At 36.1% G+C, this 17329-nt stretch carries 10 protein-coding genes; 8 read left to right on the top strand and 2 right to left on the bottom strand.

From position 1 onward, the window contains the following. Positions 1-364: 364 nt before the first annotated feature. Complete coding sequence (locus tag ACQ654_RS15240) at positions 365-1669, bottom strand: ammonium transporter (protein WP_430411202.1); 1305 nt, start codon at positions 1667-1669, stop codon at positions 365-367. Positions 1670-1692: 23 nt separating this feature from the next. Further along, the gene (locus tag ACQ654_RS15245) at positions 1693-2679 is read right to left on the bottom strand and encodes an outer membrane beta-barrel protein (RefSeq protein ID WP_430411203.1); all 987 of its coding nucleotides are present in this window, start codon (positions 2677-2679) and stop codon (positions 1693-1695) included. A 436-nt stretch (positions 2680-3115) separates the two neighbouring features. On the opposite strand from ACQ654_RS15245, the gene gltB reads away from it, so the two are divergent. From gltB to ACQ654_RS15285, 8 genes are all read left to right on the top strand, one after another. Further along, the gene (gene gltB / locus ACQ654_RS15250; RefSeq protein WP_430411204.1) at positions 3116-7618 is read left to right on the top strand and encodes a glutamate synthase large subunit; all 4503 of its coding nucleotides are present in this window, start codon (positions 3116-3118) and stop codon (positions 7616-7618) included. A 2-nt stretch (positions 7619-7620) separates the two neighbouring features. Next, on the top strand, positions 7621-9087 hold the full coding sequence (locus ACQ654_RS15255) for a glutamate synthase subunit beta (protein WP_430411205.1): 1467 nt from the start codon (positions 7621-7623) through the stop codon (positions 9085-9087). Positions 9088-10163: 1076 nt separating this feature from the next. Beyond that, positions 10164-11057, top strand: a complete 894-nt coding sequence (locus ACQ654_RS15260; protein WP_430411206.1) for a branched-chain amino acid transaminase — start codon at positions 10164-10166, stop codon at positions 11055-11057. Further along, positions 11054-12733 carry a dihydroxy-acid dehydratase gene (gene ilvD, locus ACQ654_RS15265; protein WP_430411207.1) on the top strand — a complete coding sequence of 560 codons (1680 nt, stop codon included), beginning with the start codon at positions 11054-11056 and terminating at the stop codon, positions 12731-12733. The genes ACQ654_RS15260 and ilvD overlap by 4 nt, the downstream gene beginning before the upstream one ends. A 147-nt stretch (positions 12734-12880) precedes the next feature. Beyond that, a complete protein-coding gene (gene ilvB, locus ACQ654_RS15270; protein WP_430411208.1) occupies positions 12881-14614 on the top strand; it encodes a biosynthetic-type acetolactate synthase large subunit in 1734 nt (577 codons plus the stop codon). A gap of 125 nt (positions 14615-14739) precedes the next feature. Continuing rightward, positions 14740-15273, top strand: a complete 534-nt coding sequence (gene ilvN, locus ACQ654_RS15275; protein WP_430411209.1) for an acetolactate synthase small subunit — start codon at positions 14740-14742, stop codon at positions 15271-15273. A gap of 98 nt (positions 15274-15371) precedes the next feature. Continuing rightward, positions 15372-16868 carry a ketol-acid reductoisomerase gene (ilvC, locus tag ACQ654_RS15280; RefSeq protein ID WP_430411210.1) on the top strand — a complete coding sequence of 499 codons (1497 nt, stop codon included), beginning with the start codon at positions 15372-15374 and terminating at the stop codon, positions 16866-16868. Further along, positions 16861-17328, top strand: a complete 468-nt coding sequence (locus ACQ654_RS15285; RefSeq protein WP_430411211.1) for a hypothetical protein — start codon at positions 16861-16863, stop codon at positions 17326-17328. Before ilvC ends, ACQ654_RS15285 begins: the two co-directional genes overlap by 8 nt. Position 17329: the final 1 nt, after the last annotated feature.

The following is a 17329-nucleotide window of genomic DNA, read 5'->3' on the forward strand; positions in this document are numbered from 1 at the left end:
AGTACAAATTTAATGCCATTTTAAAATCATTACATTAAATATCATTAGTATCCGAAAGTCTGACCAAAGATCGTTATACTTTTAGATTTAAAAATATAGACTATGTGGTTATTTGTAGATTATAGATTTTGTATAAAAAACTCCATTTTTATGAAAGAGGTAATTTCTAAAATGGGACTATACTATGTCAAAAATGAGCATGTTAAAATGTTGATTTTCAAGTTATTTATTGCTTTTGTTCTAGCTTTGAAACGATCTTATATCAACGTTTCGGATGCTAGTGTTAAATATAAAACCTCCGAAACAATAGTTCCGAAGGTTTTATAAACAATTAATATATGTATAAAATTATGTTTTAGGTATATTATCCTCTGTCTCGTTTTCCTGGATACGCAATTTCTCCGTGTTCAGAAAGGTCTAAACCAACGGTTTCTTCTTCTTCGGTAACACGTAATCCCATGGTAGATTTCAGAATTTTTAAAATGATGTATGATAATACAATTGACCAAACAACATACGCTAAAACACCAATTGCTTGCGAACCTAATTGACCAAATCCTCCACCATTAAAAACCCCTATTCCTTCTTCTCCATTAATTCCCCATAAACCAATTACGAGTGTTCCCCAAGCACCAGCAACACCATGTACTGAAGCAGCACCAATAGCGTCATCAATTTTAAGTTTCTTTTCAATAAATTCTATAGAAAATACCACGATAATACCACCTATAAGTCCAGCAACGGCGGCACCAATTGCTGACATATTACCACATCCGGCAGTAATACTTACCAATCCGGCTAATGCACCATTTAATGTTTGTGGTAAATTTGGTTTTCCGTACCAAATCCAAGTAGTTATTAATGCACCCAAACCACCTGCCGCCGCGGCTAAGTTTGTAATTAAAACGACATTAGAAGCTCCAACAGCATCAGCTCCGCCCCAGGCAAGTTGCGATCCGCCATTAAAACCAAACCATCCTAACCAAAGTATAAATACACCTAAAGTTGCTAAAATTTGATTGTGACCAGGAATCGGAATTACTTTTCCATCTACAAATTTTCCAATTCTTGGACCTACCATAAATGCGGCTACAAGCGCAGCCCATCCACCAACAGAGTGCACAATTGATGATCCTGCAAAGTCAATAAATCCTAGTTCTGTAAGCCAACCCGAACCTTGCCATTGCCATCCACCAGCAATTGGATAAATTAAAGCGGTCATTACAATAGAAAATATAGCGTATGTTGAATATTTAGTTCGTCCAGCAATAGCTCCAGAAACAATAGTAGCGGCAGTAGCGGCAAACATAGTTTGAAAGAATAAATCGGCACCTTCACCTTGCATTAAACCGCTCCAGAAAAACCATCCGTTAGTAGTGTCTCCATACATTAAAGAATATCCAACGAGCCAGTATGTTAATGAACCTACACAAATATCAAGCAAGTTTTTCATTGCTATATTCGCGGCGTTTTTAGAACGTGTCATTCCTGTCTCAACAAGTGTAAAACCTGCTTGCATAAAGAATACTAAGATACCCGAAAGTAGCATCCATAACATTCCCATGTCTGTATTAATTGCAGTTATTGCTTCTTCAATATCTTTAGTTGTAGTTGGTACAACATCTTGTATGGTAATTAGATTTGGTAAAATTGTTAAAAAATTATCCATCATCAGTATATATTAATAGTTAATTAAAATTTATAAATAGCGGCTAAAACGAAAGAGCCTAAGCTTTTAGTTGGCATTAAATCAGTGTCAATAAATATGTCTTCTGAACCACTATCAAGTCTAAATTCAGGTTTGATGATTAAGTCTTCATCAACAACATAACTTCCTGTAAGTGTTACCGAAAAAACACTTGGATCGTCACTTATAGCATCACTTTGTGTTTGAAAATATTCACCTCTTAAGCCGATAGTTAACGCTTCAGTTGTTTTATATTGAGGGTAAATATCTATTCCGTAAAATCCTTCACCTTCATTATCTGCGTACGCGGCATTAATTCCAATAAAGAAATCTTCTGTAGCATCAAAACCTCCAGTATAATCTATTTCAAAACCTAATCCAGCTTTGTCATACAACAAGTTTAAAAATTGACCTTTGTAGCCTAATTGCGATCCGATTGCATAACTTCCATCAGGATTAAATTCAGTAACGTCCGTTTGATTAAACACACCGAGCATTAAACTGAAATCTTCCGAAAGCGTAAAATCTGCTTTCAATCCAGTATGTGAAAATGGACCATTAGAGAATAAATAAGATGTACTGTAGTTAAAATTTCCAGTTGGAGAAATCACTTCGTAGCCTAAAAAGGTGTTAAACTTTCCAATGGTAAGTTTTGTGCTTTCGCTTATATTATAATACGCATACAATTGATTTAATACGGTAGCGCTAGCTGCTTCACCTCTAGGTCCAAAAACCAAATCGGCAACAGCTCCTACTTTTCCTTTTTCATAAGCAGCAATAATATTTCCCATACCTAGTGAAAAACCAGCGGTATCTGCAAACGAAGTTGAAGGCGCAATCTGATTGTCATCATTTGGTGCCGTAAAGTTTGTTCTGTAATAAGCATCTAAGCTTCCTCCGAAGGTGAATTTTTTTTCAGGAGCATCTGTTTTTTCTTGAGCATTTAAAACAAAAGCTGTTAAAAGTAATGTTAGTGTAAATAAATGTTTCATAAAGTTCAAAATTGTTGATTAGTCGTTTTCAAAACTATATAAACTTTATATATACCCTTAAAAAAATAGGGGTAAAAATGTAATTTTTGTTATAATGTTAATTTATACCCTATTTTTTTTAGGGTTAAACTTTTTTAAGTTGATTTTTTACTAAATTGATAATTGCAATTTTGAAAAATAACCATCATTTTAGTTAAATAAATATGAATTGTTTAAAAAAATCAATTTTTCGCAAACGTTTTCGTAATAATTAGCATTTAATTGTAGTATTATTTTAATTGCGATTTCTGTAAAATATGCGTTGAAAATTGCTGATAATTCATTTAAAATGTCTTTAATTATCGATTTAGGAAAAGTGTTTCTACTTTTTTTATTATAAAATTCTTGCTTCTATATTAGTCAATAAATAAGGTGTAAAAAACCTTCAAATTATTCGATGATGTTAAAGAAACAAGGACTCTATTTGCCAGAATTTGAACACGATAATTGCGGAGCAGGATTTATATGCAGTTTAACAGGAAAACGTTCGAACGATATTATTCATAAAGCACTTGAAATTTTAGTAAAATTAGAACATCGTGGAGCCGTAAGTTCGGATGGTGTTACAGGTGATGGTGCAGGAATTCTAATTGATATTCCTCATAAATTTTTTGAGAAATTCTGTAACTTTAAATTACCCAATGCTGGAGAATATGCTGTGAGTAATGTATTTCTTCCTAAAAAAGACAATCAACGTGAATTTTGTATTGATGTTTTTGAAAAAGAAATCGCAAATCAAGGACTAATACTTATAGGTTGGCGAGATGTTCCCGTAAATAGTAAAGTATTAGGGGAAATTGCAAAAGAAACCGAACCTTTCGTAAAACAACTATTCATAGGAAAGTCAGATAAAAAACAATCAGATAAAGATTTCAATCTAAAATTATTTGCCGCTCGTAAAATAACAGAACATATTATATATGATTCTAAATTGTCAGAATCAAAATTTTTCTATGTACCAAGCTTGTCAACGAAAATCATCATTTTCAAAGGGTTGCTAAAGCCAGAACATATTAATGAATACTATCTTGATTTATTCGATTCAGTTTTAGACACACGTTTGGCATTAGTGCATCAACGATTTTCAACCAATACATTTCCAACATGGGATTTGGCACAACCATTCAGATACATCTGTCATAACGGAGAAATAAATACATTAAGAGGAAATGTTTCTCGTATGTTTTCGCGAGAAGAAATTATGAAAAGCCCATTATTTGGAGAAGACATCAAAAAAATAATTCCAACCATCTTAAAAGGAAAATCAGATTCTGCAACTTTAGATATGGTGGTCGAATTATTACTCATGACAGGTCGTTCATTACCAGAAGCAATGATGATGTTGGTGCCAGAAGCTTGGGAGAAAAATCCAAACATGTCGGATGCCAAAAAAGCGTTCTACGAATACAATGCTTGCCTCATGGAACCTTGGGACGGACCAGCGTCAATTCCATTTACTGATGGTAACTTTATTGGAGCAGTTTTAGACAGAAACGGATTGCGTCCTTCGCGATATACAGTTACCAAAAACGGAAACGTAATCATGTCGTCCGAAACAGGAGTTGTAGATATAAAACCTGAAAATGTTGAATTTCACGGTCGTTTAGAACCTGGAAAAATGTTTTTAGTAAACATGAATGAAGGTCGAATTGTAAACGATGAAGAACTCAAAGAAGAAATAGCGTCCAAATATCCGTACAGAAAATGGCTCACTGAAAATTTAGTGCATCTGCGAGATATCTCAGCAAAAAAAGGACCTATTATATATGATGAAATTGAATTAAAAAAGCGAGAAGTTGTTTTTGGATACACACAAGAAGACTTAAACACAATCATTCGTCCAATGGCACAATTGGCTAAAGAACCTATTGGATCGATGGGAAGCGATACGCCAATTGCAATTCTTTCTGAAAGACCGCAACTAATTTACAACTACTTCAAACAACTATTTGCACAAGTAACAAATCCACCATTAGATGGTGTTCGCGAGGAATTAATCACAGACATCAGTCTAACATTAGGAAGCGATGTAAATTTATTTGACATCAACGCAGCACACTGTAAAAAGCTTAAAATTCAAAATCCTGTCATCTCAAAACATGATTTAGATAAAATTAGAAACTATGATACAAATCCCAACTTCAAAGTAGCTTCTATTTCAATGTTGTATGAAGTAAACAGAGGATTAAATGAACTTGAAGTTGCGTTAGAAAACCTAATGCACAAAGCTTCCAAAGCAATAAATAATGGCGCCAATATTATAATTCTATCAGATAGATATGTAGATGAAAACCATGCGCCAATTCCAGCATTATTAGCATGTTCCTATGTAAATCATGCGTTGCACAAACTAAAAAAGCGATCAAGAATTAGCTTAATAATTGAATCAGCAGAACCAAGAGAAGTACATCATTTTGCATTACTATTTGGTTTTGGAGCAAGTGCGGTAAATCCGTATATCGTAAATGAAATCGTAGAAAAGCAAGTGCTCAATGGTGATATTACGGAGTTAGAATACTTAGCGGCAATCAAAAACTACAACAAAGCTGTTGGAAAAGGTATTCTAAAAGTAATGAACAAAATAGGAATCTCTACGCTAAACTCTTATCGTGGTTCGCAACTATTTGAATGTATCGGAATCAACTCAACGACAGTCAAAAAATACTTTCCAAACACGCCAACTCGTATTCAAGGTATTGGCTTACGCGAAATAGAACACGAAATAGTAAAACGTCACAAAAAAGCATTTCAAGTAAATGAAGTCAATGCAGCTATTGAAGTTGGTGGCGAATACAGATGGAGACGCGGACAAGAAAAACACATGTTCAATCCGTTAACGGTAGCAAAACTGCAAGAATCGGTTCGAACCAATAAAGCATCAACCTTCAAAGAATATTCAGAACTAGTCAACAATCAATCAAAAAATTTGATGACAATACGAGGTTTATTCGAATTTGATCAATACGATCCAATTCCAATTGAAGAAGTTGAACCGTGGACGGAAATCGTAAAACGCTTCAAAACGGGCGCTATGTCGTACGGTTCTATCAGTAAAGAAGCACACGAAAATTTAGCAATTGCAATGAACAGAATTGGTGGAAAATCAAACTCTGGTGAAGGTGGAGAAGATCAAGAACGATTTTACAAAAGTTCGCAAGGCGATTGGAAAAATTCAGCCATCAAACAAGTGGCTTCAGGTCGTTTTGGCGTGACTTCAAACTATCTAACAAGCGCGAATGAAATTCAAATAAAAATAGCACAAGGAGCAAAACCAGGTGAAGGCGGACAATTGCCAGGCGCAAAAGTCAATCCGCAAATAGCAAAAACAAGAAACTCAACTCCATATGTTGGATTAATATCGCCGCCGCCGCATCACGATATCTATTCCATAGAAGATTTATCGCAACTTATATATGATGTAAAATCTGCAAATCGTGAAGCACGAATCAATGTGAAACTAGTATCAGAAATTGGCGTAGGAACTATTGCGGCTGGAGTTGCCAAAGCAAAAGCAGATGTAATTTTAATCGCTGGTTTCGATGGCGGAACAGGAGCAACTCCGTTAACTTCGCAAAAACATGCAGGTTTGCCTTGGGAATTAGGAATTGCCGAAGCGCAACAAACCTTAGTCATGAATGATTTAAGAAATAGAATTGTCTTAGAATGTGACGGACAATTAAAAACGGGTCGTGATGTTGCCATTGCATGTTTGTTGGGCGCAGAAGAATTTGGCTTTGCAACAGCGCCATTAGTAGCTTCAGGCTGTATCATGATGCGAGTTTGTCACTTAAATACGTGTCCGGTTGGTATTGCAACGCAGAATCCAGAATTGCGTAAAAAATTCAAAGGAAAGCCTGAACATGTTGTCAATTACATGTATTTCGTAGCGCAAGAATTACGAGAAATCATGGCAAAACTCGGATTCAAAACGGTGAATGAAATGGTAGGTCAAGTGCAAAAATTAAACAGAAACAAAGCCATTGAACATTACAAAACTTCAGGAATAGACTTAACGCCTATTCTACACAAAGTTAAAGTTGCCGACGATGTAAAATTCTACAATACGGAACAACAAGATCACAACTTAGAAACACACTTAGATTTCAAAATTATAAAGCAAGCGCACCAAGCATTATTTAGAAGACAAAAAACAGATTTAAAACTTAATATTACCAATATTGACAGAGCTGTTGGCGCGATTGTAAGTAACGAAATTTCAAAAATATACGGTGCAGAAGGCTTGCCAGAAGATACAATTAACATAGATTTCAATGGTTCGGCAGGACAAAGTTTTGGTGCGTTTGCCACGAAAGGAATCAGCATGACGGTTCACGGAAACACCAACGATTATCTAGGAAAAGGACTCTCTGGCGCAAAGCTCATTATCAAAGTGCCAGCAGTATCTACGTTTATTCCTGAAGACAATATCATCACAGGAAATGTAACCTTATATGGCGCAACTTCTGGAGAAGTCTATATCAATGGAAAAGCTGGAGAGCGTTTTTGTGTGCGAAACTCAGGTGCAAAAGCGGTTGTAGAAGGAATTGGAGATCACGGATGTGAATACATGACTGGTGGAATTGCCGTAATTCTTGGTGAAGTTGGACGAAACTTTGGAGCAGGAATGAGTGGCGGAATTGCCTACGTGTTAGACAAAAACAATACGTTTCTGCAAAACTGTAATTCAGAAAACTTAAACATTGGCGCAATTGAACTAGAAGAAGACATAGCGGAATTAAAACAATTGATAGAAAATCATTACAAAGCAACATCAAGTCCGTTAGGAAAACGAATCTTAGAAAGCTGGGATATCTATCTTCCGAAATTCATAAAAATACTTCCAGAAGAATACAGACAAGCACTAGTACGATTAGAAAAAGAACAACTTCAAACAGCGTAAACATGGGAAAGATAACAGGATTTTTAGAACACAAACGTGAAGATGAAGGATATCAAGTTCCAGCGGAGCGTATAAAAAATTACAAAGAATTTACAATTGCGCTTGAAACCGAGAAACTTCAAAATCAAGGTGCGCGTTGTATGGATTGCGGAATTCCATTCTGTCACAGTGGTTGTCCGCTTGGAAATCTAATTCCAGATTTCAACGACAAAGTGTACAGAGGAAAATGGAAAGAAGCTGCGGAAATATTACATGCAACTAATAACTTTCCAGAATTTACAGGTCGTTTATGTCCTGCGCCGTGTGAAGAAGCCTGTGTATTAGGAATCAATTCAGCTCCGGTAAGTATTGAAAATATAGAAAAAAATATAATAGAAACAGCTTTCGCAGAAGGTTGGATTATAGCAAAACCACCAAAAGTAAGAACGGGAAGAACAGTTGCAGTAATCGGTTCTGGTCCAGCAGGTTTAGCAACTGCGCAACAACTAAATCGCGCAGGTCATATAGTAACTGTGTATGAACGTGATGAAAAAGTTGGTGGTTTGTTACGCTATGGAATTCCTGATTTTAAGATGGAAAAAAATGTGATTGACAGACGTGTAAAGGTGTTAGAAGAAGAAGGAATCACGTTTAAAACGAACGCGCATGTTGGTGTAAATGTAGATGCGAATCAACTAAAACAAGATTTTGACGCTATCGTTCTATGCGGAGGTGCAACCATACGACGCACAATTCCAATTGCTGGAATAGAAGCAAAAGGTGTGCACCAAGCAATGGATTTCCTAAAACAAAACAATCAATATGTAGATGGTTTGGTTGATTTTGATCAAATAATTTCAGCAAAAAATAAAAACGTAATTGTTATTGGCGGTGGTGATACAGGCTCAGATTGTATTGGAACAAGCAATCGTCACGGCGCAAAATCGGTCACAAACTTTGAAATCTTAAACAAACCAACAACTGGTCGTCCTGCACATCAACCGTGGCCATATTGGCCAATGAAACTCAAAGAAACATCATCACATCAAGAAGGTGTGGAACGTTTCTTTAGCATCTCAACAAAAGAATTCATCAAAGATAAAAAAGGGAGTCTAACAGGTTTAAAAACGGTAGAAGTTGAGTGGATTTTCAAACAGGGCGAACGTCCACAACTCAAAGAAATTCCAAACACAGAAAAACATTGGGAATGTGATTTAGTATTACTAGCATTAGGATTCACAGGAGCAGAAAAAACACTCGCAGACGAATTTGGACTAGAAATGGATTTCAGAAGTAACATCAAAGCCACCACAAAAAACTATGCGACAAATGTATCAGGTATTTTCACGGCTGGTGACATGCGAAGAGGACAATCGCTCATCGTTTGGGCAATATCGGAAGGTCGCCAAGCGGCGCATCATGTGGATACGTTCTTAATGGGAAGTTCTAATTTGCCCTTGAAGGATGATAGTGATTTGCCACGTGTTTAGTCTAGTTAGTTTCAGATAGAGGTTATTGATTATTTCCAATGGTACTAAAAGGACGATCTTCAGAAATAGTGAGCGAAAAACGTAATTGCAAAGCGTAGCTTTAAGCATGAAGTGCATGAGCGAATGTTGCACAGCAATTTCCTATAGATCGTCTTGACTTTTTTGGCTCGTTTTTGTGTCAAGACAAAAATGAGCGTTACCAAATACTTCTGTAAAACATCTAATTGTTCTATGTAAAAAAGAAAAGTCATTATATAATTAATCAATCTCACTTCCCTATAAAGACAGAAACAAAAACAACAATTTTTCAGACAATAATTAGGAATCCAAAAAAACTTTTACAATATTTGATATAACAAATGAACAAACAAATTATAAATATCATTGCTATCAACGTCATTGTGATTCGCTCACAACGATAAGGAATGCTATACATAATTTCACTATAAAATTTACAAAGCCTTCCTTATCGGGAAGGCTTTTTTAGTGAAACTCAGTTTTGTGAAGCCCGAAGGGCGCAAACACAACTGTAAGTTAAACTAATCCCGCTACAAAGCGGGATCTCAAACAAACAAAACAATGAATAAAATAATCAGCATTATCGTCATCGTCATTATCATTATAAACTCATCCTGAGTTGATACGATTTGCTATATAAAAACAAAAAGCCTGTATCAACCGTGATACAGGCTTTTTTTAGTGAAACTCACTATTGAAAAGTCCGCAGGACGCATTCAATGGTGTAAGTTGAACTAATCCCGCTGCAGAGCGGGATCTCATCATGTGAAGATCAGGATCTCATTCTGAGAGCTCTGAATGAGACATAAAACTGTAAGTTGAACTAATCTCGTTGCAGAGCGGGATCTCACAATAAGAAGATTAAGAGGTGAAATCGAAAAATAGGTTTCTAGTCACAATAAAATATCAACCGTTGAGCATTGTATTTGGAAAAGTTTAAAGTGCTGAAAAACAATAATTTAAATCAATAAATTAACAATTGGTTCTAGGGAAAAAATCAAAACTGAACACACAAAAAAGCACAATAAAATTAATTTCGAACCATAATAAGAATGAAAATGTATTACACAGACAAAAGTATCATCTATCACAACGGTACGTACATGCATCCTGAAAAGGCATCAGGAAACATGTACAGTCAAGCATTGCACTATGGAAATGGTGTTTTTGAAGGAATCAGAGCTTATAAAACTAAATTTGGTGCAAAAATCTTCAAAGCTGAAGCACACTACAAACGCCTAAAATATGGCGCTGAGGTCATGGGAATTCCGTTTAACTATTCCATTCAAGAACTCGTTGATATTACATACAAACTACTAGAAAAAAATAAGGTACAAGACGCATACATTAGACCAATATTAACAACAGGTTCAAATATGAGCTTGCAAACCGCTGAAGACTCGTTTTTGACGATTCAATGTTGGGAATGGGGAAAATATATGGGCGACAAACTTCTAAAAGTAAAAACGTCTCGTTTTGAACGTCCAAATCCAAAATCATGTTTTGTAGAAGCAAAAGTAACAGGTCACTACACAAACTCAATCCTATCAACAAATGAAGCTAAAAATGCAGGTTATGATGAAGCGTTACTATTAGACATGAACGGAAATGTAGCAGAATGTTCTGGCGCGAATGTATTCATGGAAAAAGATGGAAAACTCTACACACCAAAACGTGGACACATCATGGCTGGAATTACACGTTCCACCATTATAGAAATCTGTAAAGAAGTTGGTTTCTCTGTGGAAGAAAAACAATTTACACTAGACGAATTAAAACAAGCAGATAGCGCATTCTTTACAGGAACAGCGGCAGAAGTAGTTGGTTTACAATCGTTAGATACATACGAATTTCCACTTTCGTGGGAAGCGTCTTTGGGTTACAAACTCATGAAACTATACAAACAAGAAGTATTGTGTGAACGCGCTCAAAAACTATCAAAAGCAATATGAACAACCTAAATAAATATAGTAAAACAGTCACACAAGATCCTACGCAACCTGCGGCGCAAGCCATGTTGCACGCGATTGGATTAACAAAAGAAGACTTTTTTAAACCCATCATCGGAATTGCAAGTACGGGTTACGAAGGAAATCCGTGTAACATGCATTTAAACGACTTGGCAAAACTGGCAAAACAAGGAACAAAAAACGAAGATATTATTGGTTTAATCTTCAATACCATTGGCGTAAGCGACGGAATCTCAATGGGAACACCAGGCATGCGGTATTCGTTGCCTTCACGCGATATCATTGCTGATTCTATGGAAACGGTTGTGCAAGCTATGAGTTATGATGGACTCATTACGGTTGTTGGTTGTGACAAAAATATGCCTGGCGCACTAATGGCAATGATTCGCCTAAATCGTCCAAGTATCTTAGTTTATGGCGGCACAATAGATTCTGGTTGTCACAATGGAAAAAAACTCGATGTCGTTTCAGCTTTTGAAGCATGGGGAAGCAAAGTTGCTGGTACAATGGGCGAAACGGAATATCAAAACATAGTTGAAAAAGCGTGTCCAGGAGCTGGTGCTTGTGGCGGAATGTACACGGCAAACACTATGGCTTCTGCTATAGAAGCGTTGGGAATGACGTTACCATTCAATTCGTCAAATCCTGCACTAAGTGATGCTAAAAAGCAAGAATCGGTAGCGGCTGGTGAAGCAATGCGAATTCTATTAGAAAAAGACATTAAACCATCAGACATTATCACACGAAAATCACTAGAAAATGCAGTTCGTTTGGTAACAATTCTTGGTGGATCAACAAATGCAGTATTACACTTCTTGGCAATTGCCAGAGCCGCACAAATAGATTTCACACTCAAAGACTTTCAAAAAATAAGCGATACAACACCATTTTTAGCAGACTTAAAACCTAGCGGAAAATATCTTATGGAAGATGTGCACGCTGTTGGCGGAATTCCTGCTGTATTAAAATATCTATTAAAAAAAGGATTAATTCACGGCGATTGTATGACGGTTACAGGAAAAACAATTGCAGAAAACTTATTAGATGTTGATGATTTAAAAGCTGGGCAAGATGTAATCAAACCCATTGAAAATCCAATCAAAATATCAGGACACTTACGCATGCTATACGGAAACCTAGCAAGTGATGGAAGTGTTGCAAAAATAACAGGAAAAGAAGGACTAACCTTCTCTGGAAAAGCAAAAGTATTTGAAGGCGAATACGAAGCAAATGACGGAATCCGTGATGGAAAAGTAGAAAAAGGAGATGTTGTCGTCATTCGATATGAAGGTCCAAAAGGTGGTCCAGGAATGCCAGAAATGCTAAAACCAACTGCGGCAATCATGGGTGCAGGTTTAGGAAAAGATGTGGCATTAATAACTGACGGACGCTTTTCAGGCGGAACACATGGTTTCGTTGTCGGACACATTACACCAGAAGCGCAAGAAGGCGGAACATTAGCTTTAGTAAAAGATGGTGATATTATTACAATTGATGCCGAAACGAACTCAATTCAACTAGAAGTATTTGAAGAAGAACTTCAAGAACGTAGAAAAAAATGGAAAGCACCCGAACTCAAATTTGAACGCGGTGTATTATACAAATATGCAAAAACAGTTTCATCAGCATCCAAAGGTTGCGTTACGGATGAATTTTAATTCCCACGAAAGTGGGAATCTCATCACAGATAAACAAAAAGCAAAGACAAAAGAATAATGAGCAAAGACAAAAAGATTAAATGGACAAATGTTACTAAAAAGAACGTCTATTTTCTATTCTCTCTGTTCTATAATCTATAAAAAATCATGGAAACAAAAACCATACAAAAAACACAAGAAACACTTCAAAAAACGGAACGCATCTCAGGAAGCGAAGCAATCGTAAGATGTCTGTTAGCAGAAGGTGTAGATATACTTTACGGATATCCTGGCGGCGCCATCATGCCAGTATATGACGAACTATACAAATATCAAGACAAAATTCATCATGTACTAACACGTCATGAACAAGGCGCAACACATGCGGCACAAGGATATGCACGAATCTCTGGAAAAGTTGGTGTGGCAATGGCAACTTCTGGTCCAGGAGCTACCAACTTAATCACAGGAATCGCGGATGCGCAAATTGATTCTACGCCAATGGTTTGTATCACGGGACAAGTGGCTTCACACTTACTAGGAAGTGATGCGTTTCAGGAAACGGATATTGTCGGAATCTCTACACCAGTAACGAAATGGAATCATCAAATTACGAAAGCTTCTGAAATTCCAGAAGTCATAGCAAAAGCATTTTACATAGCTAAAAGTGGTCGCCCAGGCCCAGTTTTAATTGACATCACAAAAGATGCACAATTTGAAGAGTTTGACTTTTCGTATGAAAAATGTACAAATGTTCGCAGTTATAAAGCAATTCCAAAAACGGATAAAAACGATTTAATCGCCGCCGCCGCCTTGATAAATGCCGCAAAAAAGCCATTGGTCGTTTGGGGACAAGGCGTGATTTTAAGTGAAGCCGAAAAAGAATTTAAAGCATTCATTGAAAAAGCTGGAATTCCGTCTGCATGGACAATTTTAGGTGTTTCTGCAATTCCAACAGAACATCCATTAAATGTTGGAATGGTTGGTATGCATGGAAATTATGCACCAAATGTATTAACAAACGAATGTGATGTATTAATTGCGATTGGAATGCGATTTGACGATCGTGTGACTGGAAACTTAGCAACTTATGCCAAACAAGCAACAGTGATTCATTTTGAAATTGATTCTGCGGAAGTTGACAAAAATGTAAAAACTGATGTAGCGGTTTTAGGTGATGCGAAAGCAAATTTGGAAGCAATTTTACCATTAATTCAAGAGAATTCACATTCAAATTGGCATCAAAAATTTAAAGATTTATATGCAATTGAATATGAAAAAGTTATCAAACATGATTTACATCCAACGAAAGAAGGATTGACCATGGGCGAAGTATTACATCAAATAAATGTAGAAAGTAAAGGTGAAGCCGCAATAGTTTCAGATGTTGGACAACATCAAATGATTGCGTGTCGCTATGCAAAATTTAATCAGACAAAAAGTAATATTACTTCTGGAGGATTAGGCACTATGGGATTTGGATTGCCAGCTGCAATTGGAGCAAAAATGGCGGCTCCAGAGCGTGAAGTTGTTTCTATTTCGGGTGATGGTGGTTACCAAATGACGATTCAGGAATTAGGAACTATTTTTCAGCAAAAAACAGCTGTAAAAATTGTAGTACTAAACAATGATTTCTTGGGAATGGTGCGACAGTGGCAACAATTGTTTTTTGACAAACGCTACGCGTCAACTGAAATGACAAATCCTGATTTTGTAGCCATTGCTAAAGGATATTATATAAATGCACGACGTGTAACCAAACGAGAAGAATTAGCGGAAGCTGTTGCTGAAATGATGGCGAGCAAAGAAGCATATTTCTTAGAAGTTTGTGTAGAAAAAGAAGATAACGTATTTCCAATGATTCCATCAGGAGCATCGGTTTCAGACGTACGATTGAGTTAATAAAGCCAAAAAGAGTCAAGAAAAAAGACAGCGTAAAGACGATTCTCGATACAATTTTTCAGTTAAAAAAGTATGAAAAAATCACTCGAATTGACGTTTTAGAAAAAAGATAATCCTTTAAACATATGGAAAAAGAAGGCAAACAATTTACGGTTTCGGTATATACTGAAAATAACATCGGATTGTTGAACAGAATTTCAGCAATCTTCCAACGAAGACATATCAATATTGAAAGTATCAACTCGTCAGTTTCAGAAATTGAAAACGTTTCAAAATGGACGTTGGTAGTCAATCTGACGGAAGAACAGATGAAAAAAATAATCGGTCAAATTGAAAAACAAGTTGAAGTCATTAAAGCGTATTATCATACAGAAGAAGAAATCATTTATCAAGAATCAAGCATCTTTAAAATGAAGTCTGATTTACTATTTGATGAACGCCAAATACAAAATATCATTAAAGACAGCAATGCTCGAATCGTCACAGTAAACAAGGAATTTTTTGTCATAGAAAAATCAGGACGCAAAGAAGAAATTGAATTATTACACAGAGAATTAAGTGTTTTTGGAATCATGCAATTTACACGTTCGGGACGCATTGCAGTCAGTAAAGAAGAAATGAAAATATCAAAAATGTTAGAAGAAACATTTAATCATTAAATAAAAAGAGAATAGAAAACAGAAAACAGCGTGCCTATTTAATTGAATATAGCCTCTTTTTTCTAAGTTCTTTTTCCCAAAATTAAAAATTAAAAATCATGTCAAATTACTTTAATACACTATCATTAAGAGATCAATTAGCGCAATTAGGAAAATGTAGATTTATGAACGCTTCAGAGTTTGAAGATGGCGTTAAAGCACTTACAGACAAAAAAATTGTAATTGTCGGTTGTGGCGCACAAGGACTGAATCAAGGATTAAATATGCGCGATTCTGGACTCGATATTTCGTACGCATTACGGCAAGCGGCAATTGATGAAGAACGTACTTCATACCAAAATGCAATATCACACGGATTTAAAGTTGGAACCTACAAACAACTCATTCCAACTGCAGATTTAGTACTAAATCTTACGCCAGACAAACAACATACAAATGTTGTAAAATCGGTAATGCCTTTGATGAAAGAAGGTGCAACGTTGAGCTATTCGCATGGTTTCAATATTGTGGAAGAAGGAACTCAAATTCGTGAAGATATTACTGTAATTATGGTCGCGCCAAAATGCCCAGGAACGGAAGTTCGTGAAGAATACAAACGTGGTTTTGGAGTGCCAACACTAATTGCAGTGCATCCAGAAAATGATCCAGAAAATAAAGGTTGGGCACAAGCAAAAGCATATGCAGTTGCTACAGGCGGACACAAAGCTGGTGTATTAGAATCATCGTTTATTGCAGAAGTAAAAAGTGATTTAATGGGCGAACAAACCATTCTTTGCGGAGTTTTACAAACAGGTTCAATTTTAGCTTTTGACAAAATGGTCGCTGACGGAATTGACGCAAACTATGCCGCAAAATTAATTCAATTAGGCTGGGAAACCATCACGGAAGCACTGAAACATGGTGGAATTACCAACATGATGGATCGTTTGTCAAATCCTGCAAAATTAAAAGCTTTTGAACTTTCGGAAGAATTAAAAACCATCATGAAGCCACTATTTGAAAAACATATGGATGATATTATTTCAGGTCATTTCTCAGAAACAATGATGGAAGATTGGGCAAATGATGATAAAAACTTACTACAGTGGCGTGCGGCAACTGGCGAAACTGCTTTTGAAAAAACGGCGTTAACAACGGATCATATTTCAGAACAAGAATATTTTGACCATGGTGTATTATTGGTTGCTTTTGTAAAATCGGGTGTAGAATTGGCATTTGAAACAATGGTAAGTGCCGGAATCATTGAAGATTCTGCATACTACGAATCGTTACACGAATTGCCATTAATTGCAAATACGATTGCACGTAAAAAGTTATTTGAAATGAACAGAGTCATCTCTGATACAGCAGAATATGGTTGCTATTTATTTGATCACGCATGCAAACCTTTATTAACAGATTTCATGCAAACGGTTGATACAACTGTAGTAGGAAAACCATTTTCGAACTCAAACGCAGTTGATAATTTAGACTTAATTGCGGTAAATGATGCTATTAGAAATCATCCAATAGAAGCCGTTGGGAAACGACTTAGAGCTGCAATGACAGCTATGAAAACGATCAAAACAGAAATACAAGTAGTTCAGCATGTCTAACACACCTGACTTTTGGACTTCTTTAATCAGTACATTAAAAACGTCTGAAGTTGTAAAATTACAAACAGTAGCAAATCAAATTCAAGACTTTACGGTTTCTGATGATACGCTAGCATTGCGTGCAAAATGGTTAAATACTGCTGATGTTACGTGTATTATGAATGTTTTCAAAAACTATAAAGGACACATTCCTGTAAAAACACTAAGCTTGAGTTACAACGTTGAAATTGGTGATAAAGGTGCAATATTAGTAGCGGAGTCACTTCCAAAATCAATTGAATCAATAGGTTTGGTTGGTTGTGGAATTAAAGATGCTGGCGGAGAAGCGATATTGAGCTGGATAAAAGGCGCAACACAATTAAAAATGATCTGTATAGAAAACAATAATTTTTCAACACAGCTACAGCAAAAATATAGTGATTTTGCAAAAAGGAATCCAACAATTTTGGTGGTCACGTAAA

This window comes from Kordia sp., assembly GCF_965283645.1.
In the GTDB taxonomy this organism is placed as follows: Bacteria; Bacteroidota; Bacteroidia; order Flavobacteriales; family Flavobacteriaceae; genus Kordia.

Excerpts from the sequence above, each read along its gene's own strand:
- ilvB (WP_430411208.1), top strand. The coding sequence starts at position 12,881 with ATGGAAACAAAAACCATACAAAAAACACAAGAAACACTTCAAAAAACG.
- ACQ654_RS15255 (WP_430411205.1), top strand. The coding sequence starts at position 7,621 with ATGGGAAAGATAACAGGATTTTTAGAACACAAACGTGAAGATGAAGGA.
- ACQ654_RS15240 (WP_430411202.1), bottom strand. The coding sequence starts at position 1,669 with ATGGATAATTTTTTAACAATTTTACCAAATCTAATTACCATACAAGAT.
- ACQ654_RS15245 (WP_430411203.1), bottom strand. The coding sequence starts at position 2,679 with ATGAAACATTTATTTACACTAACATTACTTTTAACAGCTTTTGTTTTA.
- ACQ654_RS15260 (WP_430411206.1), top strand. The coding sequence starts at position 10,164 with ATGTATTACACAGACAAAAGTATCATCTATCACAACGGTACGTACATG.
- gltB (WP_430411204.1), top strand. The coding sequence starts at position 3,116 with ATGATGTTAAAGAAACAAGGACTCTATTTGCCAGAATTTGAACACGAT.
- ACQ654_RS15285 (WP_430411211.1), top strand. The coding sequence starts at position 16,861 with ATGTCTAACACACCTGACTTTTGGACTTCTTTAATCAGTACATTAAAA.
- ilvD (WP_430411207.1), top strand. The coding sequence starts at position 11,054 with ATGAACAACCTAAATAAATATAGTAAAACAGTCACACAAGATCCTACG.
- ilvC (WP_430411210.1), top strand. The coding sequence starts at position 15,372 with ATGTCAAATTACTTTAATACACTATCATTAAGAGATCAATTAGCGCAA.
- ilvN (WP_430411209.1), top strand. The coding sequence starts at position 14,740 with ATGGAAAAAGAAGGCAAACAATTTACGGTTTCGGTATATACTGAAAAT.